Genomic DNA, 24,713 nt, shown 5'->3' on the forward strand with positions numbered 1-24,713 from the left:
AGCGCCGTGTTACCCGCAGATGACGCGCAGTGTGTCCTGCATCGAACGTTCTGCTCACGAAACGGTAACGTCCCTCCCCGCGAGACCCCGCCTCGTCGCCGAGACCCCGCCTCGTTCGCGCACGAATCGCGGGGTCTCGGCGGGAAGACGGGGTCTCGCGGATCAGAGAGGGCGTACTAGGCTGAGCCTCGTCCTTTCCGCCTCCCGCGGCGTGACCGCGCAAGGAGAATCACCGTGTCTGCCAACGAGCCCGCGAAGCCGACCCCGCCCGTTCCCACCCCGCCCGCCGTGCCGATGCCGCGGAAGACGCCGACTCCGGCCGCCGTCGCCCCGGCCGCCGCGAAGCCGACTCCGGTCTCGTCCGCCGGCGAATGGGGCCGTGTCTCCGAAGACGGCACCGTCGAGGTGCGCGAGGGTGAGTCCTGGCGCGTCGTCGGTCAGTACCCGGACGGCACCCCCGACGAGGCCCTGGCCTACTTCGTCCGCAAGTACGACGACATCGCCTTCAAGGTCGTCGCCCTGGAGCAGCGCCACCAGGCCGGCGGCGCCTCCGCGAGCGACCTGTCGAAGCAGGCCGCGCACCTCATCGACGAAGCCACGGACGCCGCGGCCGTCGGCGACCTCGCCGGTCTCCGCGATCGTCTCACCGCGCTGACCGCGTCGCTGTCCGAGGCCACGGCCCAGGAGGCACAGCAGGCGAAGGAGCTCGTCGAGCAGGCGGTCGCCGAGCGCACCGCCCTCGTCGAGCGTGCCGAGGCCATCGCCGCCCGCGACCTGAGCAAGGTGCAGTGGAAGCAGGTCACCGCCGAGCTCAACGAGCTGTTCGAGGCCTGGCAGGCCCAGCAGCAGAACGGTCCGCGCCTGTCCAAGGGCGTTTCGCAGCAGCTCTGGAAGCGGTTCCGCGACGCCAGGGCCGTCGTCGACAAGCACCGCCGGGCGTTCTACTCCGAGCTCGACGATGCGCACAAGGCCGCGCGCGACGCGAAGTCCCGACTGGTCGAGCGGGCCGAGGCGTTGGCGCCGCGCGGCGTCGACGGCATCCCCGCCTACCGCTCCCTCCTCGACGAGTGGAAGACGGCCGGACGCGCCGGACGCAAGGCCGACGACGCCCTGTGGGCACGGTTCAAGGCCGCCGGCGACGCCCTCTACGCCGCCCGCGCCGAGCAGGCCGCCGCCGAGGAGGCCGACTCCGCTCCCAAGATCGAGGCCCGGCAGGCGCTGCTCGAGCAGGCCAAGGCGGTCGCCGACGAGCCGAACATCAAGCGCGCCCGCGCCCTGCTCACGCGCATCCAGCGGGAGTGGGACGAGGTCGGCCGCATCTTCCCGCGCGACAAGGAGCGTGCGCTCGACGACAAGCTCCGCGTCATCGAGCAGGCGCTCAAGGCCCGCGAGGACGTCGACTGGAAGAAGAACAACCCGGAGACCAAGGCGCGAGCGAACGACATGAGCTCGCAGCTGCACGAAGCCATTGAGAAGCTGGAGGCCGAACTGGCCGCCGCCGAGAAGGCCGGTGACAGCAAGGCCGCCAAGGAGGCCGCGGACGCCCTCGAGGCCCGTCGCGCCTGGCTCAACGCCCTCGGCGGCTGAGCTCTCCACAGGTCCGGCCATCTCCGTCTGAGCGGGGTGCGCGACGCCACACTGGCGTCATGCACCCCGCTCTGCTCTATCTCCCCGGTTCGCGCCTCAGCCGGCCGGAACTCTGCGCCGCCCGCCTGGACGGTCATGTCGTCGAGATCGGCGACGCCTACATCCCCGCGGACCTGCCGGAGTCCGCCGACGTGCGGGCGAGCAGCATCGCCACGCTCATCCAGGAGGGCGCCGCCGCCTGCGGGCCCAGTGCCGCCTGGATCCACGGCGCCCGCGACGAGCCGCCGGCCGTCCATCACGCGCGGCGCTGCGTCGAGCGGCGGGTGCGTCCGCGCGTGCACGCCAGAGTCGTCTTCCACGACACCAGGCTTCCTCGGACGGACGTGCAGCTGCTCGGGGGGATCGCCGTCTCCACGCCCGTCCGGACGATGTGCGACCTGGCCACGAGTCTGCACCGGGACCCGCGGGTCCTCCCGTGGATGCAGGCGCTCGCTCAGGCCCACCCGGAAGCGCTCGACGACGCCATCGGCAGCCTGCGGACCCGGTCGCGCGTTCCGGGCAGCGTCAGCGGCCTCGCCGCACTGGAGCGGCTGGTCAGGAGGAGGTGACGCGGTACACGTCGTAGACCGCGTCGATCCGGCGCACCGCGTTCAGGACGCGGTCCAGGTGCACGGCGTCGCCCATCTCGAACACGAAGCGGCTCAGCGCCAGGCGCTCGTCGGTCGTCGACACGGTCGCCGAGAGGATGTTCACGTGATGCTCGCTGAGAACCCGCGTGACGTCCGAGAGGAGGCCGGAACGATCGAGGGCCTCGACCTGGATCTGCACCCGGAAGACGCTCTTCTTCGTCGGCGCCCAGGAGACCTCGACGAAGCGGTCCTGCTCGCCGCTGAGGGCCTTCACGTTCACGCAGTCCGCCCGGTGCACGGAGACGCCGCTCCCCCGGGTGACGAACCCGACGATGGGGTCGCCGGGGACGGGCGTGCAGCACTTCGCCAGCTTCACCAGGATGTCGTTCGCGCCGCGCACGAGCACGCCCGAGTCGCCACCCCGGGTCTCTCGGGTCTGGACGCTTCCCGGCAGGTCGATCGCCCCGGTGGTGGGCTCGTCGGTGGCGACGAGCGCGGTGACCTTCTCGAGCACCGACTGCGTCGAGACGTGCCCCTCGCCGACGGCGGCGTAGAGACCCGAGACGTCCTCGTAGTGCATCTGGTGGGCGACCTCGGTGAACGAGTCCTGGCTCATCAGACGCTGCAGCGGCAGGTTCTGTCGGCGCATCGCGCGCGCGATCGCCTCCTTGCCCTGCTCGATGGCCTCCTCGCGGCGCTCCTTCGTGAACCAGCCGCGGATCTTGTTCCTGGCTCGCGTGCTCTTGACGAAGCCGAGCCAATCCTGGCTGGGCCCCGCGTCCGGGTTCTTCGAGGTGAAGACCTCGACGACGTCGCCGCTCTTCAGCTCCGACTCCAGCGGCACCAGGCGTCCGTTGACCTTGGCGCCCATGGTGCGGTGCCCGATCTCGGTGTGCACGGCATAGGCGAAGTCGACCGGGGTGGCGCCGGCCGGGAGGCCGATCACCCGCCCCTTCGGCGTGAAGACGTAGACCTCCTTGGCGCCGATCTCGAACCGCAGGGAGTCGAGGAACTCCCCGGGGTCCGCGGTCTCGGCCTGCCAATCGGAGATGTGCGCCAGCCACGCCATGTCGGTGTCGGAGGCGCGGACCTCGGCCTTGCCGCCGCCGTTCATCCGCTCCTTGTACATCCAGTGCGCGGCGACGCCGTACTCCGCCTGGTGATGCATCTCGTGCGTGCGGATCTGGATCTCGACCGTCCGTCCGGCCGGGCCGATCACGGTCGTGTGCAGCGACTGGTAGAGGTTGAACTTCGGGGTGGCGATGTAGTCCTTGAACCGGCCGGGCAGCGGCGTCCAGCGGGCGTGGATGGCGCCGAGCACGGCGTAGCAGTCGCGCACGGAGGACACGAGGACCCGGATGCCGATCAGGTCGTAGATGTCGTCGAACTCGCGGCCGCGGATGACCATCTTCTGGTACACCGAGTACAGCTGCTTGGGCCGGCCGACGACCTTGCCGCGGATGCGCAGGTCGCGGAGGTCCTCGTCGATCTCCTCGATGACCTGGCTCAGGTACTTCTCCCGCTGCGGGGTGCGCTGGGCGATGAGGCTGTGGATCTCGTTGTAGATCTTCGGGTGGAGGACGGCGAAGGAGAGGTCTTCGAGCTCCGACTTGATCGCCTGGATACCGAGGCGATTGGCCAGCGGCGCGTAGATCTCGAGCGTCTCCTTGGCCTTCTTCGCCGCCTTCTCCGGCGGGACGAAGCCCCAGGTGCGGGCGTTGTGCAGCCGGTCGGCGAGCTTGATGAGCAGCACGCGGATGTCCTTCGACATCGCGACGATCATCTTGCGCACGGTCTCGGCCTGTGCGCTCTCGCCGTACTTGACCTTGTCGAGCTTGGTCACGCCGTCCACGAGCATCGCGACCTCGTCGCCGAACTCGGCGGTGAGATCGGTGAGCGCGTAGCCCGTGTCCTCGACGGTGTCGTGCAGCAGGGCGGCCGCGATCGCCCGCGGGCCGAGCCCGAGCTCCGCGAGGATCTGGGCGACGGCGAGCGGATGCGTGATGTACGGCTCGCCGCTCTGCCGCTTCTGTCCCTCGTGCTTCTCCTTCGCCACGGCATAGGCGCGGGAGATGACCGCGAAGTCGCCCTTGGGGTGGTTCGCCCTGACGGTGCGGATCAGGTTGTCGAGATCGTTGATCCGGGACGCACGCGAGAAGATGCGGGGCACCAGCCGTCGCAGACTCGAACCCTGCGATGCCGTCTGCGGCTCCGCCATCCACTCACCTCCGAATCAGACAATCCTACGCGCGCTGAGCGGGGGTCGGCCCCGCGGCGGGGGCGTCAGGCGTCGACAGCCGCTTTGCTCCGTGCCGCGCGGATACGCGCGTCGCGCTCCTTGATCTGCGGCTCGTTCTCGCGGAAGAGCGAGTACAGCGGCGCGGCCACGAAGAGCGTCGAGTACGTCGCCACGAGGATGCCCACGAAGATCGACAGCGAGATGTCGGTCAGCGTCTCCGCCCCGAGCCAGAAGGCGCCGATGAAGAGGATCGCACCGACTGGCAGCGCGGCCACCACGGACGTGTTGATCGAGCGGATGAGGGTCTGGTTCACCGCGAGGTTGACCGATTCCCCGAACAGTCGCGACGTCTTCTCCCCGTCCTCCGTCGTGTTCTCCCTGATCTTGTCGAACACCACGGTGGTGTCGTACAGGGAGTACGCGAGGATCGTCAGGAAGCCGATGACGGCCGCCGGCGAGATCTCGAATCCGGCGAGGGCGTACACGCCGACGGTGATCACGAGCACGTCGAGCAGACCGATGATCGCGGCCGCCGACATCTTCCACGTGCGGAAGTAGATCGCGAGGATCAGGAAGGTCAGTGCGAGGAAGATCGCCAGGCCCCACAGCGACTGCCGGGTCACGCTCTCGCCCCAGGCCGGGCCGATGAACGAGGAGGCGACGGCGTCCGGCTCGACACCGTAGGCGTCGGCGAGGGCGCGCGCCACCTGCTGCGTCTCACCCTCGGTCATCTGGTCGGTCTGCACGCGGACGTCCTGGTCGTTGACGATGACCACCTTGGTCGCCGCGCCGGGGACGACCGACTGCACCGCTTCGGTCGCGGTGTCCTGATCCGTGGTGTCCGGTGCGGTCACCGTGAACTGCGAGCCGCCGGTGAACTCGATCGAGAACTGGATCGGACGGAACAGCGGAACGAGCGCGGAGCCGACGACCAGGGCGATCGCGATGATGAACCAGAGGCGGCGGCGCCCCACGAACGGGAAGGAGGTCTTGCCCGTGTAGAGGTTGTTGCCGAACTCATTCATGGAAGGCATCAGTTGTCTCCCTCCCTTCCGGCCGTGGTCTGTCTCTCGGCGGCGAGGGCCTCCGCCCGCTTGCGCTCGGCGATGGTCTGCCGGCGATCCGCCTCTCCGCGCGAACGCGCGTTCTTCGCCCCGCGCCCCGCGGACGCCGTGGCGACCTCGCGGTATTGCGAGCGGCTCCGGTACACGGCGCCCAGGGCCTCCGGATCCAGACCGGAGAGCTTGTGCCCGCCGCCGAAGAACCGCGTACGAGCGAGCAGCTGCATCACCGGGTGGGTGAAGATCACGAAGATCAGCACGTCGATCACGGTGGTGAGGCCGAGCGTGAACGCGAAGCCCTTCACCGTCGAGTCGGCGAGGATGTACAGCACCACCGCGGCCAGGACGTTGATCGACTTGGAGATGTAGATCGTCCGCTTCGCCCGACCCCAGCCGTCCTCGACGGCACCCGTGATCGACTTGCCGTCGCGCAGCTCATCGCGGATGCGCTCGAAGTAGACGATGAAGGAGTCGGCGGTGAAGCCGATGGACACGATCAGGCCCGCGACGCCGGCGAGCGACAGGCGGAAGCCGATCCGCCACGCCAGGATGCAGATGACGATGTAGGTCAGCACCGCCATCACCGCGATGGACGCGATGATCACCGTCCCGAGCGCCCGGTACGACAGCAGCGAGTACACCGCCACGAGCGCGAGGCCGATGAGGCCCGTGATGAGACCGATCTGGAGCTGCTGAGTGCCGAGGGTCGCGGAGATCGTGTCCGAGCTCTGCACCTCGAAGCTGAGCGGGAGGGCTCCGAACTTGAGCTGATCGGCCAGGGTCGTCGCGCTCTCCTGCGTGAAGCTGCCGGAGATGCTGGGGCGGCCGTCGAGGATGACGCCGTTCATGCGTGGCGCGCTGATGACCTCGCCGTCGAGCACGAAGGCGAACTGGTCGCGCGGCGACAGCCCGTCGATGCGATTCTGGTTGAGCCGGGTGCTCACCTGGCCGAAGGCGTCCGCGCCGTCGCCGTTCATGGTGAGCTGCACGATCCAGGCGCCCGAGCGCGGGTCGCGTCCCGCCGTCGCGTCGGTGATCGCGCGGCCGTCGAGTTCCGCCGGGCCGAGGATGAACTTCGCGGTGTCGTCGGGCGAGCAGGCGATCACCGGCTCGTCCTTCGGCGCCTTGGACGGGTCGTTGGACGGGTTGGCGCAGTCGTACGCCTGGAACTCCGCCGCGAGCTTGTCCGTGACCCACGACAGGTCGCTGGCGTCGGTGGGCTCGGCCGTGGGCTCGGCGTTCAGCGAGGGGTCAGGGCTCGGGTACGGGGTGGAGTTGCCGTCCTCTCCGACGAACTCCGTGCTCGCGGCCGTGGTGTAGAGCACCGGACGGAACTCGAGCTGGGCGCTGGACTGGATCCGCTGCCGCGTCTGCTCGTCCGCCTCACCGGGGATCTGGACGACGATGTTGCGTCCGCCCTCGGTGGTGATGTCGGCCTCGGCCACACCGGAGGCGTCGACGCGCTGGCGGATGATCGCAGCGGCCTGGTCGAGCTGCTCCTGCGTCGGCGCTGCTCCGTCCTCCGTCTCGGCACTCAGGATGATCTGGGTGCCGCCCTGCAGGTCGAGCGCGAGCTCGGGTGTCCACGAGCTCTGCTTGAAGACGTACACACCCAGCGCGTTGATGCCGAAGAGCACGCCCGTCACGAGGAGCAGGCCGAGGAGGACCCGCCAGGCGTGACGGACAGGAGAGGATGAAGCCACGTGTGTTCAGCTTTCTGGAAGGACGGTGATCCGGGAGGCCGCGACGGCCTTCGTCTTACTTGTCGTCGGCGTCCCGCTCGAGGCGGGCGCGGGTCTCCTCGGGCGTCTCGACCGCGGGGGCGGCGGTCTCGTCGACGCTGTGATCGTCCACGCCGTCGACGGGCGCGTCGACGATGGCGTCCTTGGGCTCCACGATGCGGAGGATCGCCTGGCTGTGCACCTCGATCACGGTGCCGGGCGCGATCTCCACCAGGGCCGGGGAGTCGAGGTCTTCGGCGTCGTACGCGACGATGGTGCCGTAGATGCCGCCCTGCAGCAGGACCTTGGCGCCGGGAACCGTCTTGGTCGCCTTCTCCTCCTGCTCGGCCTTCATCTGCCGGGTGCGCTTGCGCGTGTTGAAGATCATGAAGATCAGCAGGACGGCGAGGAGTCCGAAGAGGACAAATTCCATGGGCATGGGGATGGCGCCTTTCTCAGGTGCACGCACCAGCCTTTGGGCGCACAGCGGTATCGGGGAAGTCTTCAGCGATTATAGGTCATCCAACTTCAGCATCCCGTCCGGGTGCGCCACGCCGAGGTGGGCATACGCCTCCGGCGTCGCGACCCGCCCGCGGGGGGTGCGACCGAGGAAGCCGATCCGCACGAGATAGGGCTCGACCACGCTCTCCACCGTCTCCGGCTCCTCTCCCACCGCCACCGCGAGGGTGCTGAGGCCGACCGGTCCGCCGCGGAAGCGCCGCACCAGGGCGTCCAGCACCGCGCGGTCCAGTCGGTCCAGGCCGATCGCGTCGACGTCGTAGAGGTCCAGCGCGGCCTGGACGCCGCGCAGGGTCGCCGCACCCCCGCCATGGACGAGCGCGTAGTCGCGGACGCGACGCAGCAGGCGGTTGGCGATGCGCGGGGTCCCGCGGGACCGTCGCGCGATCTCGGAGAGCGAGTCCGTCGGGAGGTCGACGCCGAGCACGGAGGCGGAGCGTCCGATGACCTGCTCGAGCTCGCCCTCGTCGTAGAACTCCAGGTGACCGGTGAAGCCGAAGCGGTCGCGGAGCGGATTGGGCAGCAGCCCGGAACGCGTGGTGGCGCCGACGAGCGTGAACGGGGAGAGCTCCAGCGGGATGCTGGTCGCCCCCGCGCCCTTGCCGACCATGATGTCGATCCGGTAGTCCTCCATCGCGAGGTACAGCATCTCCTCCGCCGAACGGGCCATGCGATGGATCTCGTCGATGAAGAGCACCTCGCCGGGCACGAGGCTCGACAGCAGCGCCGCGAGGTCGCCGGCGTGCTGGATGGCGGGACCGCTGGACATGCGCAGCGGGCGGTCGCTCTCGTGCGCGACGATCATCGCCAGCGTGGTCTTGCCGAGTCCCGGGGGCCCCGCGAGCAGGATGTGGTCCGCAGGACGGGACTGGATGCGGGCCGCCTCCAGGAGCAGCTGCAGCTGTCCGCGCACCTTCTGCTGCCCCACGAACTCGCCGAGGCTCGACGGCCGGAGAGCGCCCTCGATGGCGAGCTCGGACTCGTCGGTCGGCTCAGTCGGATCGAGGGCGTCAGCCACGGCTCTGGCCTGCCTGCGCCGGACCGAGCAGCGCGAGCGTGCGCCGCAGCAGCAGGGCCACGGAGGCTCGCTCGGCATCCGTGGCGTCCGTCGCCGTCTGGGTCGCCGCCTCCGCCGCGACCTTCTCCGACCAGCCGAGGCCGACCAGAGCCACCGTCACCTGGGCGACGACATCGTCCCCTCCCGAGGCGGCGGGCGCCGACGGGGCGGCCACGGCCTGGACCTTGCCGGCGAGCTGCACGACGATGAGCTTCGCGGTCTTCGGTCCGATGCCGGAGACCCGGCGGAACGGCGCATCGTCCTCTGCGGTCACGGCCTCCGCGATCTGGTCAGCGGTGAGGTGCGACAGCACCCCGAGCGCCGACTTCGGGCCGACGCCGGTGACGCTGAGCAGCAGGGTGAAGATCTCCAGCTCGCCGCGGTCGGCGAAGCCGAACAGCGAGAGCGAGTCCTCCCGCACGATGAGGCTCGTGTGCAGGAGGAGCTTCTCCCCCACCGTCGCGGTGTGGGCGACATCGGCGGGGACGGCGACCGCGAAGCCCACGCCCCCGACGTCGATGATGACCTGGTCCGGCGTCGTGTGCAGCACGGTGCCGTGCAGAGAGGAGATCATTCCGACAGTCTAGGAGCCGGCTCGTAGATATGTTCGAGCGACACGCTCCGCGTCGGCCCAGGCACGCTGCGCGGGAGTGAGGCCACCCTCCGTCCGCCTCGTCGAGGGAGCGCCGCGGCGCCAGGCGTGACACAGGGCGATCGCCAGGGCGTCTGCCGCGTCCGCGGGCTGCGGAGGCGCGTCCAGCCGCAGGATCCGGGCGATCATCGCCTGGACCTGGCGCTTGTCGGCGGACCCGTACCCGGTCACCGCGGCCTTCACCTCGCTGGGCGTATGGGTCGCCGCCGGCAGGCCGGCCTCGGCCGCGATCAGGAGGGCGACCCCGCTCGCCTGCGCCGTGCCCATCACCGTGTGCGTGTTCTGCTGGGCGAACACCCGCTCGACCGCGACGGCATCGGGCCGGTGCTCGGCGATCGCGGCGCGGATCCCCGCAGCGACGATCGCGAGCCGGTCGCCGATCTCCGCATCCGGGGCGGAGCGGATGACCCCGACGTGGACGAGCGTGCCCCGACGAGCGCGATCGACGTCGACGATGCCGACACCGCACCGGGTGAGTCCCGGGTCGATTCCGAGCACGCGCAACGAAGTGGTCACCTGACCAGGCTAGGCCGCGCGCCGCGTCGCCGGCTCGCGCCGCGCCTACGCGTCGTCGTTCTCGAGCTCTGCCTGGACCTCGGGCGACAGATCGAAGTTGCTGAAGACGTTCTGCACGTCCTCGCTGTCCTCGAGCGCATCGATGAGGCGGAACACCTTGCGAGCGGTCTCGGCGTCGATCTCGACCTTGAGGTTCGGCACGAACTCGACGTCGGCCGACTCGTACTCGATCCCCGCGTCCTGCAGCGCGGAGCGGACGGCCACGAGGTCGCTCGCCTCGGTGATGACCTCGAAGCCCTCGGCGTGCGGCTCGATCTCCTCGGCCCCGGCCTCCAGCGCCGCCATCATGACGTCGTCCTCGGTCGTTCCCTCGGAACCGACGACGATGACGCCCTTGCGGCTGAAGTTGTACGCCACGCTGCCCGGGTCGGCGAGGGTGCCGCCGTTGCGGCTGAGCGCGGTGCGCACCTCGGCCGCGGCGCGGTTCTTGTTGTCGGTCAGACACTCGATCATGAGGGCGACGCCGTTGGGCCCGTAGCCCTCGTACATGATCGAGGTGTACTCGACGGCCTCACCGCCGATGCCGGCGCCGCGCTTGATGGCGCGGTCGATGTTGTCCTTGGGGACCGAGGTCTTCTTCGCCTTGAGCACCGCGTCGAAGAGCGTCGGGTTGCCCTGCAGGTCGGCGCCGCCCAGCTTGGCCGCGACCTCGATGTTCTTGATGAGCTTGGCCCAGGACTTCGCACGGCGCGCGTCGATGACGGCCTTCTTGTGCTTGGTCGTGGCCCACTTGGAATGCCCGGACATAAGTCTCCGCTCGTCGTCTGCGCCCCGGAACGCCGCCCAGGGCGTCGTCCAGTCTATCGAACCGTGCCGCGGCACCGCTGTTGTCCCGCTCGCGCAGGCGTTCGCGCGAGTTCAGGCACCTGCGCGCGCACGCGCCTGATCTCGCGCGCGGGCCTGACCCACGACACCGTCAGCGGCGCGAGACCCGGTCGAGGAAGCGTCGGTGGAACCGCGTCTCGTTGGTGATCTCCGGGTGGAAGCTGAGTCCGAGCAGTCCGTCCTGCTCCACTCCGACCACGCGACCGTCGGGCAGGGTCGCGAGCACCGAGGCCTGCGGCCCGACCGCCTCCACGACAGGTCCGCGGATGAAGGCGGCCGTCACCGGCTCGTCGAACGCGGGCACGGTCAGCTCGGCCTCGAACGATTCGGCCTGACGCCCGAACGCGTTGCGCCGCACGACCGCATCGAGTCCGCCGAAACTCTGCTGTCCGTCGATCGCGTCGACGACCTCATCGGCCAGCAGGATCAGCCCCGCGCAGGTGCCGAGCACCGGCATCCCGTCCGCGATCGCGTCGCGGATCGGCTGCTGCAACCCGAACAGCCGGGCGAGCTTGTCGATCACGGTCGATTCGCCCCCCGGGATCACGAGTCCGTCGACCCGGGCGAGCTCCTCAGGCCGACGGACCAGCGCCACGTCGGCGCCGAGCACTTCCAGGAGCGCGGCGTGCTCCCGCACGTCCCCCTGAAGCGCGAGGACGCCGACGCGCGGGCTACCAGCCACGCTCGGCGAGGCGGTGCGGCGCAGGCAGGTCGCTGACGTTGATGCCGACCATCGCCTCGCCCAGGCCGCGCGAGACCTCGGCGATCACCTTCGGGTCGTCGAAGAACGTGGTGGCCTTGACGATGGCCTTCGCCCGCTCCGCGGGGTTGCCGGACTTGAAGATGCCGGAGCCGACGAAGACGCCGTCGGCGCCGAGCTGCATCATCATCGCCGCGTCGGCCGGGGTCGCGACGCCACCGGCGACGAAGAGCACCACGGGGAGCTTCCCGGTCTCGGCGATCTCCGCGACGAGCTCGTACGGTGCCTGCAGCTCCTTCGCGGCGACGAACAGCTCATCCTTCGGCAGCGCGGTCAGCGCCGCGATCTCTCCCCGGATCTTCCGGATGTGCTTCATCGCCTCGGAGACGTCACCCGTGCCGGCCTCACCCTTGGAGCGGATCATCGCGGCGCCCTCGTTGATACGACGCAGCGCCTCCCCCAGGTTCGTGGCTCCGCAGACGAACGGCACGGTGAAGCCGAACTTGTCGATGTGGTTCACGTAGTCGGCGGGCGAGAGCACCTCGGACTCGTCGATGTAGTCGACGCCGAGCTCCTGCAGCACCTGCGCCTCGACGAAGTGCCCGATCCGCGCCTTCGCCATGACGGGGATGGACACCGCGTCGATGATGCTGTCGATCATGTCCGGGTCGCTCATCCGCGAGACCCCGCCCTGCGCACGGATGTCCGCGGGGACACGCTCCAGCGCCATCACGGCGACGGCACCGGCGTCTTCGGCGATCTTCGCCTGCTCGGCGGTGACGACGTCCATGATGACGCCCCCCTTGAGCATCTCGGCGAGACCGCGCTTCACGCGTGCGGATCCGGTGGTGGGCTGCTCGGTCATGGGGGTCTCCTGTCGGATGATCCGAAATCGGTTTTGATCTAGATCAAAGGTAGCACTGTCCGATCCACCTAGAATCTCGGAGGAGGATCATGAGCGAGCAGATCAGGGGAACCACCGCGGCGGAGATCGCGGACAGCGTGCGCGCCCTCCGGGATCATGGCACGCTCCGTCCCGGCGAGGTCCTCCCTCCCGTGCGCGAGCTCGCGGCGACGCTCGGCGTCAACCGCAACACCGCCGTCGCCGCGTATCGCCAGCTCGCCCAAGCGGGACTCGTGCACTCGCGCGGGCGCGCGGGCACGGTCGTCGCGGGCGTCGACGTCGTGCCGCAGGAGGGCTACGCGCCGGACACCGTGCTCCGCGACATCGGCACCGGCAACCCTGACCCGGCGCGCATCCCCGACCCGTCGCAGGCGCTCGGCACGATCGGTCGTCGTCCCGTGCTCTACGGAGAGCCGGTGATCGACCGCGGTCTCGAAGCGTGGGCGCGGGAGTGGATGGGCGCCGACCTCCCCGGTCACGACTTCCGGGTCACCGTGACCAGCGGTGCGGTGGATGCCGTGGAACGTCTGCTCGCGCAGGCGCTCATGCGTGACGACGCCGTGGCGCTCGAGGACCCCTGCTTCCTCGCGAGCATCCACACCGTGCGGCTGGGCGGATACCGGGCCATCACGGTGCCGGTGGACGAGGAGGGGATGACCGTCGACGGTCTCCGCGCCGCTCTGGACGCGGGCGTCCGCGCCGTCATCTGCACCCCGCGCGCGCAGAATCCGACGGGGGTGAGCCTCTCCCCCGCCCGCGCCGAGGCGCTGCGGGGCGTGCTCGCCGACCACCCCTATGTGCTCGTCATCGAGGACGACCACTTCTCTCTGCTCTCCCAGCGTCCCTACGAATCGCTGATCGGACCCGAGCACCGGCGATTCGCCCTGGTCCGCTCGGTGTCGAAGTTCCTCGGCCCTGACATGTGCCTCGCGCTCGCGGCGACCGACCCGGAGACGGCGGAGCGCCTCGCGATGCGGCTCAGCCCCGGTACCACGTGGGTCAGTCACCTGCTGCAGCGCCTCACGCTCGCCCAGCTCACCGACCCCGACGTCCGCGAGGAGATCGCGGAGGCGGGCCGGCACTACGCCGCGCGGAACGCCGCGTTCGCGGGACGCCTGCGCGCGGAGGGGATCGACGCGCCCGACCCCGACGGCCTGAGCCTGTGGGTCGGATTCGAGAAGCCCGCGCGCACCGTCGCCGACCACCTCATGCGGCGCGGCTGGCTCGCGCGCACCGGTGACGACTTCGCGCTCGACGAGCGCGCCGAGCCCTCGCATCACCTCCGACTCACCGTGCACGACCTCTCCGAGGACGACACGGAGACCCTCATCGCCGACCTCGTCGCCGCCGGACGATGACCACCCGACGCGGGCACCGCCCCGCCAAGAATGAAAGGGACCGGGTATGAAGATCCTGTCCATCCAGTCCGCCGTCGCGTACGGTCACGTCGGCAACTCCGCCGCCGTCTTCCCGCTGCAGCGCATCGGCGTCGAGGTGCTGCCGGTCTACACCGTGACGTTCTCGAACCACACCGGCTACGGCGCCTGGCGCGGCCCGCTGATCGACCCGGCCGACGTCGGCGAGGTCATCACCGGCATCGAGGAACGCGGCGTGTTCGGTTCCATCGACGCCGTGCTCAGCGGCTACCAGGGCAGCGAGGGCATCGGCGACGTCATCATCGACGCGGTCTCCCGGGTGAAGGCGGCCAACCCGGAGGCGTTGTACGCATGCGACCCGGTCATGGGCAACGCCAAGTCCGGCTGCTTCGTGGCTCCGGCCATCCCGATCCTGCTCCGCGAACGCGTGGTTCCCGTGGCCGACATCATCACGCCGAACCAGTTCGAGCTCGGCTTCCTCACCGAGACCGAGCCGGACACGCTCGAGTCCACCCTCGCCTCGGTCGACCTCGCGCGGGCGATGGGGCCGCGCACGGTGCTCGTCACGAGCGTCGAGCGGCCCGACCGCGAAGAGGGCACGATCGAGATGCTCGCCGTCGACGACGCGGGCGCCTGGCTCGTGCAGACGCCGCACCTGCCGATGAAGGCCAACGGCTCCGGAGACGTGACGGCCGCGCTGTTCACCGCGCACTACGTCGCCACCGGAAGCGCGCAGACCGCTCTGGAGCGCACCGCCTCGAGCGTCTACGACCTGCTTCAGGCCACGCTCGACTCGGGCGAGCGCGAGCTGCAGCTCGTCGAGGCGCAGGAGTTCTACGCGAACCCGCGGATGCAGTTCACCGCCCGCCACGTGCGCTGACTCCTCCCCGACCTGGGTCCCTGAGCGGGCCCGCCTTGGGTCCCTGAGCCTGTCGAAGGGCCTGAGCCTGTCGAAGGTGGGTCAGCGACCCAGAGGCGGCTCAGCGACCCAGAGGCGGCTCAGCGATCGGCGGCGGGCCAGGCCTCCGCGACGGCCTCCCGCACCTCACCGAGGAGCTGCGGGAGCGCCTTCGTCTTGGCGATGATCGGAAAGAAGTTCGCGTCCGAGCGCCACCGAGGCACCACGTGCTGATGCAGATGCGCGTCCACGCCCGCTCCGGCCACCGCTCCCTGGTTCATCCCGAGGTTGAAGCCGTCGCAGCCCGAGACCTCGCGGAGCACGCGCATCGCGGTCTGCGTGAGCGCACCGATCTCCGCGACCTCCTCGGGCGTCGCCTGGTCGTAGGTGGCGATGTGCCGGTACGGGCACACGAGCAGGTGCCCCGAGTTGTACGGGAACAGGTTCAGCAGCACGTAGGCGGTCTCCCCACGCGCCACGATGAGCCGCTCGGCATCCGGGTACTTCGGCGCCTCGCAGAACGGGCATTCCTCGCGCAGTGGTTCCGGCCCGGCCTGGATGTACGCCATCCGATGCGGGGTCCACAGCCGCTGGAACTCGTCGGGCACCCCGACGAGACGGGAGGCGTCCTCGAGGTCCGCCTCACCGCCCGTCATGCGAGGTCACCCGCCTTCAACACCAGCGCGTGCGAGGCGATGGCGGCGCTGATACGGCGCACCGCGTCGGCCACCGGCACGCCGTTCTCCTGCGTGCCGTCGCGGAAGCGGAACGACACCGTGCCGGCGGCGCGGTCCTGCTCCCCCACGATGAGGATGACCGGGACCTTCGCCGTGGTGTGATTCCGGATCTTCTTCTGCATGCGGTCGTCGGAGTGGTCGACGTCGGCCCGCACGCCCGCCGCGCGCAGCTGCGCGATGACGTCGTCCAGGTAGTCGCCGTACTGCTCGGCCACCGGCACACCCACCACCTGGCTCGGCGCGAGCCAGAGCGGGAAGTCGCCGGCGTAGTGCTCGAGGAGGATCGCGAAGAAGCGCTCGACGGAGCCGAGGAGCGCCCGGTGGATCATCACAGGCCGGTGCTTCTGCCCGTCGGGACCGGTGTACTCCAGCTCGAAGCGGTCGGGCTGGTTGAAGTCGAGCTGGATCGTCGACATCTGCCACGTGCGGCCGATGGCGTCGCGGGCCTGCACCGAGATCTTCGGGCCGTAGAAGGCGGCGCCGCCCGGGTCGGCCACGAGCTCGAGACCGGACTCGATCGCGACCTCGCGCAGCGTGTCGATCGCCGTCGACCACTGCTCGGGCTCGCCGAGGAACTTCGGGTTGCCCTCCTCGTTCGTCGAGAGCTCGAGGTAGAAGTCGTTGAGGCCGTAGTCGCGGAGCAGGTCGAGGACGAGGTTCAGGTTGGTGGTGAGCTCCTCCTTGACCTGGCCCTGGGCGACGTAGATGTGCGCGTCGTCCTGGGTCAGACCGCGCACGCGGGTCAGCCCTGACAGCGTTCCGCTCTTCTCATAGCGGTAGACCGTGCCGAACTCGGCCAGACGCAGCGGCAGCTCCCGGTAGGAGCGCCCGCGCGAACGGAAGATGAGGTTGTGGAACGGGCAGTTCATCGGCTTGAGGTAGTAGTCCTGGCCCTGGCGGGTGACGTTGCCCTCGTCGTCGACGACCTCGTCGAGGTGCATCGGGGGGAACATGCCGTCCGCGTAGGTCTGCAGGTGCCCCGACGTCATGAAGAGATCCTTCTTCGTGATGTGCGGGCTGTTGACGAGGTCGTAGCCGTTGCGCAGCAGGTGCTTGCGCAGGTTCTCCTCGATCTCGTAGCGGATGATGCCGCCCTTGGGATGGAAGACCGCCAGCCCCGAGCCGATCTCGTCCGGGAAGGAGAACAGGTCCATCTCGGCGCCGAGCTTGCGGTGGTCGCGACGCTCGGCCTCGGCGATGCGCTCCTGGTAGGCGCGCAGCTCGTCCTTCGTCGGCCATGCGGTGCCGTAGATCCGCTGGAGCTGCGGGTTCTTCTCGCTCCCCCGCCAGTACGCGGCGGCGATGCGGGTGAGGTCCCAGCCGTTGCCGATCATGCGCGTGTTGGGCAGGTGCGGACCGCGGCAGAGGTCCTTCCAGACGACCTCGCCGTCACGGGTGGTGTTGTCGTAGATCGTGAGCTCGCCCTCGCCCACCTCGACGGAGGCCCCCTCGGCGATCTCGGCAGCACCCTGGGTCCCTGAGCCTGTCGAAGGACCCTTGAGTCCGATGAGCTCGAGCTTGAACGGCTCGTCCGCGAGCTCCGCACGAGCCTCTTCGTCCGTCACGACGCGACGGACGAAGCGCTGGCCCTCGCGGACGATGCGCTGCATCTCCTTGGAGATCGCCTTGATGTCCTCCGGCGTGAACGGGGTGTCGACGCCGAAGTCGTAGTAGAAGCCGTCCGTGATGGGCGGACCGATGCCGAGGTTCGCCTGCGGGTTGATCCGCTGCACCGCCTGGGCCAGCACGTGCGCGGTCGAGTGACGCAGGATGTTCAGGCCGTCGGGGCTGTCGATCGTGACGGGCTCGACGTCGTCGGTCTCGGTGACCGTCGCGGCGAGGTCCTTGAGGACGCCGCCGACGCGCATGGCGACGACGTTTCGGTCAGAGAACAGGGCGAAGCCGTCGGTCGGCTGGGCGTTTTCAGGCACTGATCACTCCATCTGGGTCTGGATCTAGGCTACTCGTCCGCTCGCGGGTCGCCGACCGTCACGCGGCGGTCTCGGACAGCGGATCCGCGACCGTCGGCGCGAAGATGATGATCGCCGCCCCGGCCAGCGCCACCACGGAGCCGATCACGTCCCACGACGTGGGGCGGAATCCGTCGACGATGACGCCCCAGGCGAGGGAGCCGGCGATGAAGATCCCGCCGTACGCGGCCAGGACGCGGCCGAAGTTCGCATCCGGCTGGAGAGCCGCGATGAATCCGTAGGCGCCGAGCGCCATGACCCCGAGGACCGCGAACAACCAGCCCCTCTCCTCCTTCACCGCCTGCCAGATGAGCCAGGCGCCGCCGATCTCGGCGATGGCGGCGAGGAGGAAGAGGACGGTGATGCGCAGCACGGTCATCGCCTCAGTGTGGCAGGCACGGCGTCCGACGGGGACGGTAGCGTGGGCGCATGACACGGACGATCGCCCGCTGGCTCCTCGCTCTCGCCCTCGGCGCGATGGGCGTGCTGCACTTCACGCAGACACGCGGGTTCCGGGTCGTCGTGCCCGACTGGGCGACCCGCCTCACCCGGATGGACAAGGACGCGATCGTCCTGGCGTCCGGTGCGGCCGAGGTCGCGCTCGCGGCGGGGCTGGTGGCGCTGCCCCGCGAGCGCCGTCGGATGGGAGTGGCGACGGCCGGTTTCTTCGCCGCGGTCTTCCCCGGCAACTGGCATCAGTGGCGCACCGGGCGATCGACGCCGGGGCTCGACACGGACCGGCGGCGGTTCGGCCGCCTGTTCCTGCAGCCGCTGCTGGTCGCCTGGGCGCTGTGGGCGACCCGATGACGTCGCCCTCGATCGTCTGGTTCCGCGACGATCTCCGCCTGGCGGACAACCCCGCGCTGCGTGCCGCCGTCGAGCGCGACGAACCGATCATCGCGCTCTTCGTCCTCGACGAGGAGTCCCCCGGCATCCGTCCGCTGGGCGGCGCGGCGCGCTGGTGGCTGCACCATTCGCTGGCCTCGCTCGCCGAGCGGCTGCAGGAGAAGGGGGCGACGCTGGTGCTGCGGCACGGGCCCGCCGACCGGATCGTGCGGGAGCTGGTCGCCGAGTCGGGCGCCGGAGCGGTCTTCTGGAACCGCCGCTACGGGGCGGCCGGGCGCGAGATCGACGCGGGGCTGAAGGCGACGCTGCGCGACGACGGCCTCCAGGTCGCGTCTTTCGCGGGGTCGCTCCTGCACGAGCCGTGGACGGTCACCACCGGGAGCGGCACGCACTATTCCGTCTTCACGCCGTTCTGGCGGGCCTGTCTGGCCCTTCCGGCCCCGCGCGCTCCGCTCCCCGAGCCCCGCGAGCTTCGCGGCGCCGGCCGGCGGCTCCGCTCCGATCCGCTCGACGACTGGGGCCTGCTGCCGACCGCCCCGGACTGGGCGGGCGGACTCCGCGAGACGTGGGAGCCCGGCGAGCCCGCCGCACGCCGCCGGCTGCGGCACTTTCTCGGCGAGGACCTCCGCACGTACGATCGCGCTCGCGACGCCCCGGCCGCCGGTGCCACCTCCCGGCTGTCTCCGCGACTGCGCTGGGGCGAGCTCAGCCCCTTCACCGTGTGGCACGAGGCGATCGACGTCGACGGGGCCGGCGGATTCCTCTCGGAGATCGGCTGGCGCGAGTTCGCCTGGCACACGCTGTTCCACTTCCCGGATCTCGCGACGAAGAACCTGCGGCGCGAGTTCGACGCGTTCCCGTGGCCTCCCCTGGACCCCGCACGCCTGGAGCGGTGGCAGCACGGCGAAACCGGAGTCCCCCTCGTCGACGCGGGGATGCGGGAGCTCTGGCACACCGGGTACATGCACAACCGGGTGCGGATGGTCGCCGCATCGTTCCTCGTCAAGAACCTCCTCATCGACTGGCGCCTCGGCGAGGAGTGGTTCTGGGACACGCTGGTGGACGCCGACGACGCGAGCAACCCGTTCAACTGGCAGTGGGTCGCGGGTTCCGGCGCCGACGCCGCCCCGTACTTCCGCGTGTTCAACCCGGAGTTGCAGGCCAAGAAGTTCGACGGCGAGGGGCAGTACGTGGGGCGCTGGGCCGCAGACGCCCCCACCGAGCCGATCGTCGACCTCGGCGAGACCCGCAAGGCAGCGCTCGCGGCCTACGACGTCGTGAAGCGCTCCGGAGCACCGCGGAGCTGACGCCCGGCTCACGCCCGGCTCATGCCCGCGGCGACGGCCGCCGCATGGCAGACTGGTGCCCGTGAGCCCGTCCCGCAAGCCCGCCGTCGTGCGGGGCTTCGCGACCTCGTCGCTCGCGATCTTCGTGGCTCTCGCCGGTCACGTGAGCGGCGGCGGAGAGATGCCGGGCCCTCTGGGCATCCTGGTGCCCTGGCTGTTCGCCTTCATGGTGAGCGTGCTCCTCGCCGGACGGACGCTCTCCCTCACCCGTCTCACCCTCTCGGTGGCTGTGAGCCAGTTCCTCTTCCACGTGCTCTTCGTGCTCGGCACGGTCAGCGCGTCCGGCGTGGCTCTCCGTCACGTGCACGGCGCTCCGCTCGTGCTCCCCGCGGCCGAGGGCACGGCCGTCGTCGCGACCGCCGACGCCTCGATGTGGCTCGGGCACGCCCTCGCCGCCCTCCTCACCGTGACGGCGCTCCACCGCGGGGAGCGGCTGCTCCTCACCCTGCGCGCTCTCGCCGTCCGACTGGTCCGCTGGGTGCGTCGGCGTGCGGACGCGACGCTCGCCCCGCGCGCCGCTGCTTCTCCGTTCCGCCTCGCCGGGCTCTTCCTCGTGCCGGCGGGCCGCGGTCTTCGCCTCCTCACTCCGCTTCTCGGGCGCGCCCCGCCCTCTCTCCCCGCGCTCTCATCCGCGCCCGCGGCCTCCCGCCGTGCGGTGCGTCCTCGCGCCGTCCCCGGTGACGCGCGCGTCCGAACGCAGGTACCCGCGTCGCTCGGCGACGTCTGAAGAGAGGCTCTTCCATGTCCCCTGTCCGCAGATTCGCGGTCGGGGCGGTGCTGGCGGCTGTCGCGATCCTCGCGACGGCGGCGCCGGCGACCGCCCATGACCAACTCATCGAGAGCAGCCCCGCCGACGGGGAACGGCTCGACACCGCGCCCGTCAGCGTCACGATGACGTTCTCGGGCGAGCTCCTCGTCCTCGACGAGTCGACCGCCGGGGCCGTCGTCCTCGTCGTCGACGCGGAGGGCGAGGACTGGGCGACGGGCGAGGTGGAGGTGCGCGGACGGAACGTCACCGCTGCCCTCCTGCCCGACATGCCGGACGGCGGGTACCAGGTGCGCTGGCAGGTCGTCTCCGAGGACGGGCACCCGATCGCGGGGGTCATCCCCTTCGCCGTCGGAGACACCGTTCCGCTGGAGTCGACAGGGAACCCGGAGCCGACCGCGTCCGCCACGGGCGGATCGTCGACCGCATCGGATCAGAACGCAGACGAGACGGGCGGCCCGGTCCGGGTCCTGCTCGTCGGCGGGGCGGGCGCGGCACTCGCCGTCGCCGCCTTCGCCCTCCTCCTCATCCTCCGCCGCCGTCGCGCGGCCGCCGTGCCGCCGGAATCCGGCGACGACACGGCAGAGAACTCCTGAAAGGCATCATCATGAACATTCGCACTTCCCTCCCCCGCCTCGGCGCGGCGATCGTCCTCTCGCTCGTCGCGCTCACCGGGTGCACCGCGCCCACAGCCGAGACACCGACCAGCGCCCCCGCCGGTGACGATCTCCGGATCGACGACGCCTGGGTCAAGGCCGCCGACGACGGCATGTCCGCGGCTTTCGGCGTGCTCGTCAACGAGGGCGAGGAGGACGTGACGGTGACATCGGTCGCCTCCGCCGCCTCGCCGATGATCGAGCTGCACGAGACCGTGGAGAACGAGGCCGGAGAGATGGTCATGCGGGAGATCGCCGGGGGTTTCGTCGTCCCCGCCGGCGGCAGCCTCGCCCTCGAGCCCGGGGGGAATCACATCATGATGATGGACCTCTCCGAGCCTCTGGAAGCCGGTGACGAGGTCGCTTTCACCGTCACCCTGTCGGACGACTCCACGTTCGAGTTCGCCGCGCCGGTGAAGGACTACTCCGGCGCGAACGAGAACTACGACGGCGCCGACGACCACGAGGGCATGGACCACTGATGGCCGCGCGCGTCTCGGGCGCGCGCACCGGCCGCACCGGCTCGACCCGGCGGCAGTTCCTCCTCGGAGGGGCTGTCGCCGGTGTCGGCGCCGCCGTCGCGGTCGGGGCCGACCTCGCCCTCACGCGAGCGGACACGGAGGCTCCCGCGGCCCCCGCACCGCTCAACGGCTCCCTCACAGTCCCGTTCCACGGTGTCCATCAGGCCGGGATCGACACCCCTGCCCAGGCGCACGGCTCGTTCGTGGCGCTCGACCTCCGGCCGGAGGTCGACCGCGACGGACTCCGCCGGCTCCTGCGTATCCTCACGGACGACGCGGCGCGGCTCACCCAGGGACGATCGGCGCTCGCGGACTCGGAGCCGGAGCTCGCACTCGCCCCGGCCCGGTTGACCGTCACGTTCGGCTTCGGCCCGACTCTCGTGGCACGGGCCGGCAACAGCAGTCCGTCCTGGCTCGCTCCGCTGCCCGCCTTCCGCGTGGACCGCCTGCAGCCGGAGTTCTCGGATGGGGACCTGCTCCTCCAGCTCGCCGCCGACGACCCTCTGACCGTCGCGCACGCGCAGCGCATGCTCCTGAAGGACGCGCGCGGCTTCGCGACCGTGCGATGGATCCAGCAGGGCTTCCGCCGGGCACACGGCACAGAGCGACCGGGCACGACCATGCGCAATCTCTTCGGCCAGGTCGACGGCACGAGCAATCCGCAGCCGGGGACGGACGACTTCGACCGGGTGGTCTGGAGTGAGGACGGCTGGCTGGCCGGCGGCACGGGCATGGTCCTGCGCCGCATCCGCATGGACCTCGACGCCTGGGACCGCCTGGATCGCGGGGGCCGCGAGGCCTCGGTGGGGCGGACGCTCCGCGACGGTGGGCCGCTCACGGGGACGTCGGAGTTCGACGAGCCGGACTTCGACGCGACGACGGCCATCGGGTTCCCCGTCATCCCGGCGTTCGCGCACATCCGGCGCGCACGCGGGGACGGGACGGAGCGCATCTTCCGACGGGCGTACAACTACGACGAGCGCCCGGCCGGAGGCGGCGTCTCCGAATCCGGGCTGCTCTTCGCCGCGTTCCAGGCCGACGTCGCGCGGCAGTTCGTCCCCATGCAGCAACGGCTCGACGAGCTCGACCTGCTCAACGAGTGGACCGTCCCGATCGGATCCGCCGTGTTCGCCGTACCCCCGGGATGTGCGGAGGGCGGCTACATCGGGGAGACGCTGCTCGACTGAGGCCGAGCAGTCAGTGGGGTCCGCGTCGCCGCGCCGCAGCGACCGCGGGCCCCACACCGTCCAGGATGGGTTCTCCGTGGCCGGTCAGGACGACTCGCGCGCTCGTCCGGGCAAGAGTATCCAACGAATCCATCGCTTCGGTGGTGTCGGCCGTGGCCGCCCTGGCGACGATCTGGGGCACGGTCTCGCCGGTGTACGGGTCGAGCGTCACGAGGGCGTCGCCGGCGATGAGCACCCCGGACTCCTCGAACAGGTATGCGCAGTGCCCTTCCGTGTGCCCGGGAGTCCACAGCGCGATCGGGGTGCCTGGGGTATCGATCGGATGCTCGTGCCGCACGCGCGGCTGCGCCTCGACGCCCCGGACGTTCAGCGCTCCGGCGAGTGCCATCCGGGTGATGGTCGGGATCCCCCGCGGATGGGTGAGCACGTAGGGGACGCGCGGTGAGGCCGGACGGTAGCTGTACGGATGACGAGCCAGGTGTGCGTCGCGAGGGTGGACGAACACGGAGACCCCCTCCTCGTGCAGCCCGCACGCGACACCGACGTGGTCGAAGTGCCCGTGCGTCAGGACGACCGCATCGATGTCTGTCTCTTTCGCCGCGAGGTGACCGAGCAGGTCGCGCAGCACGCCCCTGCTGCGCGGCAGTCCCGCATCGAACAGCGTCAGCCCGTCCGCGGTCTGCACGAGGTAGCAGTTGACGTCCGCCACGCTGATGCTGAAGAAGCCGGGAACGACCTCCGTCCACTGCCGCCCTCTGCTCATCCCCGGTCCTCCTCGTCGTCGGCGGGCCCGCGCCCCGCATCGAAGTTGCGCTCGTACCGCTCCCTGGCCTCGAGCAGCACGTGTGCGCCGATCACGGCGATCGGCTCCACGTCCGTCAGCAGCGGCTCGCAGTCCGGGCCGCGGCCGCAGTGCTCGCCCCGGAGGACCCAGGCGATGCGCTGCGGATCCTGCTCGGCGAGGTGCCGGTACTGGCAGAGTTGGCGCGCCAGCCAGTCCTCCAGGGGACGCGTCCACCACCGCTCGGCGTCGAGAGGATTGACGGAGAGCCCGGGGAGCTCCAGTCCGCTCTCGGTGTCGACGCTGGAGCGGCGGGCGTCCGCGTCCGGTCCCTCGGAGTAGCGGACATGCAGACCGGGGCATGCGCGGACGACCGCGGCCAGCTGCGCCAGGTGGTCGATGCGTCGCAGCCCGGTCGCAGCGTCGCGATCGGTCGAGGTGCCGCAGGTGCGGTCGAGAGCGGCGTCGGTCATGGGCTGAGCGTAAGAAGCGGCCGTGACGACGCCGAGGGGGATTGACAATCCGGGCTTGGAGCTCATCATCGCCGGAGCGACCGCGGACGCGGACGCGGACGCGCGAGAAGTTACCGCGCCGCTTCCGCCGCGTCAATGCCCTCTCAGCCCGCACCCAGGGGTTCTACCTTCGGGCAACCGCACCCACCTTGGAGGGGATCATGAGCGACACCACCCGCACTACCCGCTACGCCGAGACACCGATCCAGAAGACGGCGCTGATCGTCGGCATCGTCTTCCTCATCGTCGGTATCGCCGGCTTCATCCCGGGCCTGACCCACTCGGCCGAACACCTGCACGGAGCCGGAGCAGCATCGGAGGCCCTGCTCCTCGGCCTCTTCCAGGTCTCGGTCCTGCACAACGTCGTGCACCTGCTGTTCGCCGTCGCGGGCATCGCGCTCGCCGCCTCGCCGCGCGCCTCCCGCCTCTACCTCATCATCGGCGGGCTCGCGTACCTCGTCGTCTGGCTGTACGGCCTCGTCGCGGTCGGCAACGAGCAGCTGAACTTCCTGCCGGTGAACAACGCCGACAACTGGCTCCACCTCGGTCTCGCGATCGGCATGGTGCTGCTGGGCATCTTCGTCAGTCGAGAGCCGCGCGTCCCGCGGAACGGCGCAGGCACCGCGCGCGTCTGACACTCGGTGCAC

At 70.4% G+C, this 24,713-nt stretch carries 26 protein-coding genes; 11 read left to right on the forward strand and 15 right to left on the reverse strand.

From position 1 onward, the window contains the following. The first annotated feature begins 234 nt into the window (after positions 1 to 234). Positions 235 to 1,587 carry a DUF349 domain-containing protein gene (locus IZR02_RS08465; RefSeq protein WP_025103519.1) on the forward strand — a complete coding sequence of 451 codons (1,353 nt, stop codon included), beginning with the start codon at positions 235 to 237 and terminating at the stop codon, positions 1,585 to 1,587. A gap of 59 nt (positions 1,588 to 1,646) precedes the next feature. Next, positions 1,647 to 2,195 carry a type IV toxin-antitoxin system AbiEi family antitoxin gene (locus tag IZR02_RS08470; protein WP_025103520.1) on the forward strand — a complete coding sequence of 183 codons (549 nt, stop codon included), beginning with the start codon at positions 1,647 to 1,649 and terminating at the stop codon, positions 2,193 to 2,195. Here IZR02_RS08470 and IZR02_RS08475 read toward each other — a convergent pair. The 10 genes from IZR02_RS08475 to pdxS form a co-directional block, all read right to left on the reverse strand. Continuing rightward, a complete protein-coding gene (locus IZR02_RS08475; protein WP_025103521.1) occupies positions 2,182 to 4,434 on the reverse strand; it encodes a RelA/SpoT family protein in 2,253 nt (750 codons plus the stop codon). The genes IZR02_RS08470 and IZR02_RS08475 overlap by 14 nt on opposite strands. A gap of 65 nt (positions 4,435 to 4,499) precedes the next feature. After that, positions 4,500 to 5,489 (reverse strand): protein translocase subunit SecF, encoded by a 990-nt coding sequence (secF, locus tag IZR02_RS08480; RefSeq protein WP_025103522.1) that lies wholly within the window; start codon positions 5,487 to 5,489, stop codon positions 4,500 to 4,502. Beyond that, the gene (gene secD, locus IZR02_RS08485) at positions 5,489 to 7,219 is read right to left on the reverse strand and encodes a protein translocase subunit SecD (protein WP_025103523.1); all 1,731 of its coding nucleotides are present in this window, start codon (positions 7,217 to 7,219) and stop codon (positions 5,489 to 5,491) included. Before secD ends, secF begins: the two co-directional genes overlap by 1 nt. Before the next feature lie 55 nt (positions 7,220 to 7,274). Next, a complete protein-coding gene (locus IZR02_RS08490; RefSeq protein ID WP_308195758.1) occupies positions 7,275 to 7,676 on the reverse strand; it encodes a preprotein translocase subunit YajC in 402 nt (133 codons plus the stop codon). 72 nt (positions 7,677 to 7,748) lie between these two features. Next, positions 7,749 to 8,774 (reverse strand): Holliday junction branch migration DNA helicase RuvB, encoded by a 1,026-nt coding sequence (gene ruvB / locus IZR02_RS08495; RefSeq protein ID WP_025103525.1) that lies wholly within the window; start codon positions 8,772 to 8,774, stop codon positions 7,749 to 7,751. Continuing rightward, positions 8,767 to 9,387, reverse strand: coding sequence for a Holliday junction branch migration protein RuvA (gene ruvA, locus IZR02_RS08500; RefSeq protein WP_025103526.1), 621 nt, complete (start codon positions 9,385 to 9,387; stop codon positions 8,767 to 8,769). The genes ruvB and ruvA overlap by 8 nt, the downstream gene beginning before the upstream one ends. A gap of 9 nt (positions 9,388 to 9,396) precedes the next feature. After that, positions 9,397 to 9,981 (reverse strand): crossover junction endodeoxyribonuclease RuvC, encoded by a 585-nt coding sequence (ruvC, locus tag IZR02_RS08505; protein ID WP_025103527.1) that lies wholly within the window; start codon positions 9,979 to 9,981, stop codon positions 9,397 to 9,399. 45 nt (positions 9,982 to 10,026) lie between these two features. Beyond that, on the reverse strand, positions 10,027 to 10,788 hold the full coding sequence (locus IZR02_RS08510) for a YebC/PmpR family DNA-binding transcriptional regulator (protein ID WP_025103528.1): 762 nt from the start codon (positions 10,786 to 10,788) through the stop codon (positions 10,027 to 10,029). A 169-nt stretch (positions 10,789 to 10,957) separates the two neighbouring features. Beyond that, positions 10,958 to 11,548 carry a pyridoxal 5'-phosphate synthase glutaminase subunit PdxT gene (gene pdxT / locus IZR02_RS08515; protein ID WP_025103529.1) on the reverse strand — a complete coding sequence of 197 codons (591 nt, stop codon included), beginning with the start codon at positions 11,546 to 11,548 and terminating at the stop codon, positions 10,958 to 10,960. Then, positions 11,538 to 12,431: a pyridoxal 5'-phosphate synthase lyase subunit PdxS gene (gene pdxS, locus IZR02_RS08520; protein ID WP_025103530.1), complete on the reverse strand. Its 894-nt coding sequence runs from the start codon at positions 12,429 to 12,431 to the stop codon at positions 11,538 to 11,540. The genes pdxT and pdxS overlap by 11 nt, the downstream gene beginning before the upstream one ends. A gap of 89 nt (positions 12,432 to 12,520) precedes the next feature. Between pdxS and IZR02_RS08525 the strand changes: the two genes are divergently transcribed. Both IZR02_RS08525 and pdxY read left to right on the forward strand, forming a co-directional pair. Then, entirely contained in the window at positions 12,521 to 13,828 is a 1,308-nt protein-coding gene (locus IZR02_RS08525) for an aminotransferase class I/II-fold pyridoxal phosphate-dependent enzyme (RefSeq protein WP_217316377.1), read from the forward strand. A 46-nt stretch (positions 13,829 to 13,874) separates the two neighbouring features. Beyond that, positions 13,875 to 14,726, forward strand: coding sequence for a pyridoxal kinase PdxY (pdxY, locus tag IZR02_RS08530; protein ID WP_025103532.1), 852 nt, complete (start codon positions 13,875 to 13,877; stop codon positions 14,724 to 14,726). Between the two features lie 119 nt (positions 14,727 to 14,845). Here the strand turns inward: pdxY and IZR02_RS08535 are convergent, their stop codons facing one another. From IZR02_RS08535 to IZR02_RS08545, 3 genes are all read right to left on the reverse strand, one after another. Continuing rightward, positions 14,846 to 15,400, reverse strand: coding sequence for an HIT family protein (locus IZR02_RS08535; RefSeq protein WP_025103533.1), 555 nt, complete (start codon positions 15,398 to 15,400; stop codon positions 14,846 to 14,848). After that, the gene (gene thrS, locus IZR02_RS08540; RefSeq protein ID WP_231729614.1) at positions 15,397 to 17,349 is read right to left on the reverse strand and encodes a threonine--tRNA ligase; all 1,953 of its coding nucleotides are present in this window, start codon (positions 17,347 to 17,349) and stop codon (positions 15,397 to 15,399) included. Before thrS ends, IZR02_RS08535 begins: the two co-directional genes overlap by 4 nt. A gap of 121 nt (positions 17,350 to 17,470) precedes the next feature. Further along, positions 17,471 to 17,830 carry a YnfA family protein gene (locus tag IZR02_RS08545; RefSeq protein ID WP_025103535.1) on the reverse strand — a complete coding sequence of 120 codons (360 nt, stop codon included), beginning with the start codon at positions 17,828 to 17,830 and terminating at the stop codon, positions 17,471 to 17,473. A gap of 50 nt (positions 17,831 to 17,880) precedes the next feature. On the opposite strand from IZR02_RS08545, the gene IZR02_RS08550 reads away from it, so the two are divergent. From IZR02_RS08550 to IZR02_RS08575, 6 genes are all read left to right on the forward strand, one after another. Further along, on the forward strand, positions 17,881 to 18,258 hold the full coding sequence (locus tag IZR02_RS08550; protein ID WP_025103536.1) for a DoxX family protein: 378 nt from the start codon (positions 17,881 to 17,883) through the stop codon (positions 18,256 to 18,258). Beyond that, complete coding sequence (locus IZR02_RS08555) at positions 18,255 to 19,604, forward strand: cryptochrome/photolyase family protein (RefSeq protein ID WP_025103537.1); 1,350 nt, start codon at positions 18,255 to 18,257, stop codon at positions 19,602 to 19,604. Before IZR02_RS08550 ends, IZR02_RS08555 begins: the two co-directional genes overlap by 4 nt. Before the next feature lie 61 nt (positions 19,605 to 19,665). Next, entirely contained in the window at positions 19,666 to 20,370 is a 705-nt protein-coding gene (locus tag IZR02_RS08560; protein WP_025103538.1) for a hypothetical protein, read from the forward strand. A 14-nt stretch (positions 20,371 to 20,384) separates the two neighbouring features. Beyond that, positions 20,385 to 21,005: a copper resistance CopC family protein gene (locus IZR02_RS08565; protein ID WP_025103539.1), complete on the forward strand. Its 621-nt coding sequence runs from the start codon at positions 20,385 to 20,387 to the stop codon at positions 21,003 to 21,005. A gap of 11 nt (positions 21,006 to 21,016) precedes the next feature. Beyond that, entirely contained in the window at positions 21,017 to 21,547 is a 531-nt protein-coding gene (locus IZR02_RS08570; RefSeq protein WP_025103540.1) for a copper chaperone PCu(A)C, read from the forward strand. Continuing rightward, on the forward strand, positions 21,547 to 22,773 hold the full coding sequence (locus IZR02_RS08575; RefSeq protein ID WP_025103541.1) for a Dyp-type peroxidase: 1,227 nt from the start codon (positions 21,547 to 21,549) through the stop codon (positions 22,771 to 22,773). Before IZR02_RS08570 ends, IZR02_RS08575 begins: the two co-directional genes overlap by 1 nt. Positions 22,774 to 22,783: 10 nt before the next feature. Here IZR02_RS08575 and IZR02_RS08580 read toward each other — a convergent pair whose 3' ends face one another. Together IZR02_RS08580 and IZR02_RS08585 are read right to left on the reverse strand one after the other, a co-directional pair. Beyond that, positions 22,784 to 23,536 carry an MBL fold metallo-hydrolase gene (locus IZR02_RS08580; protein ID WP_029989313.1) on the reverse strand — a complete coding sequence of 251 codons (753 nt, stop codon included), beginning with the start codon at positions 23,534 to 23,536 and terminating at the stop codon, positions 22,784 to 22,786. Next, complete coding sequence (locus tag IZR02_RS08585) at positions 23,533 to 24,027, reverse strand: DUF6098 family protein (protein WP_231729437.1); 495 nt, start codon at positions 24,025 to 24,027, stop codon at positions 23,533 to 23,535. The genes IZR02_RS08580 and IZR02_RS08585 overlap by 4 nt, the downstream gene beginning before the upstream one ends. A gap of 200 nt (positions 24,028 to 24,227) precedes the next feature. Here IZR02_RS08585 and IZR02_RS08590 point away from each other — a divergent pair, with 200 nt between their 5' ends. Further along, positions 24,228 to 24,701, forward strand: coding sequence for a DUF4383 domain-containing protein (locus tag IZR02_RS08590; RefSeq protein ID WP_025103544.1), 474 nt, complete (start codon positions 24,228 to 24,230; stop codon positions 24,699 to 24,701). The last annotated feature ends 12 nt before the right edge of the window (positions 24,702 to 24,713 follow it).

This window comes from Microbacterium paraoxydans, assembly GCF_019056515.1.
GTDB lineage: Bacteria > Actinomycetota > Actinomycetes > Actinomycetales > Microbacteriaceae > Microbacterium.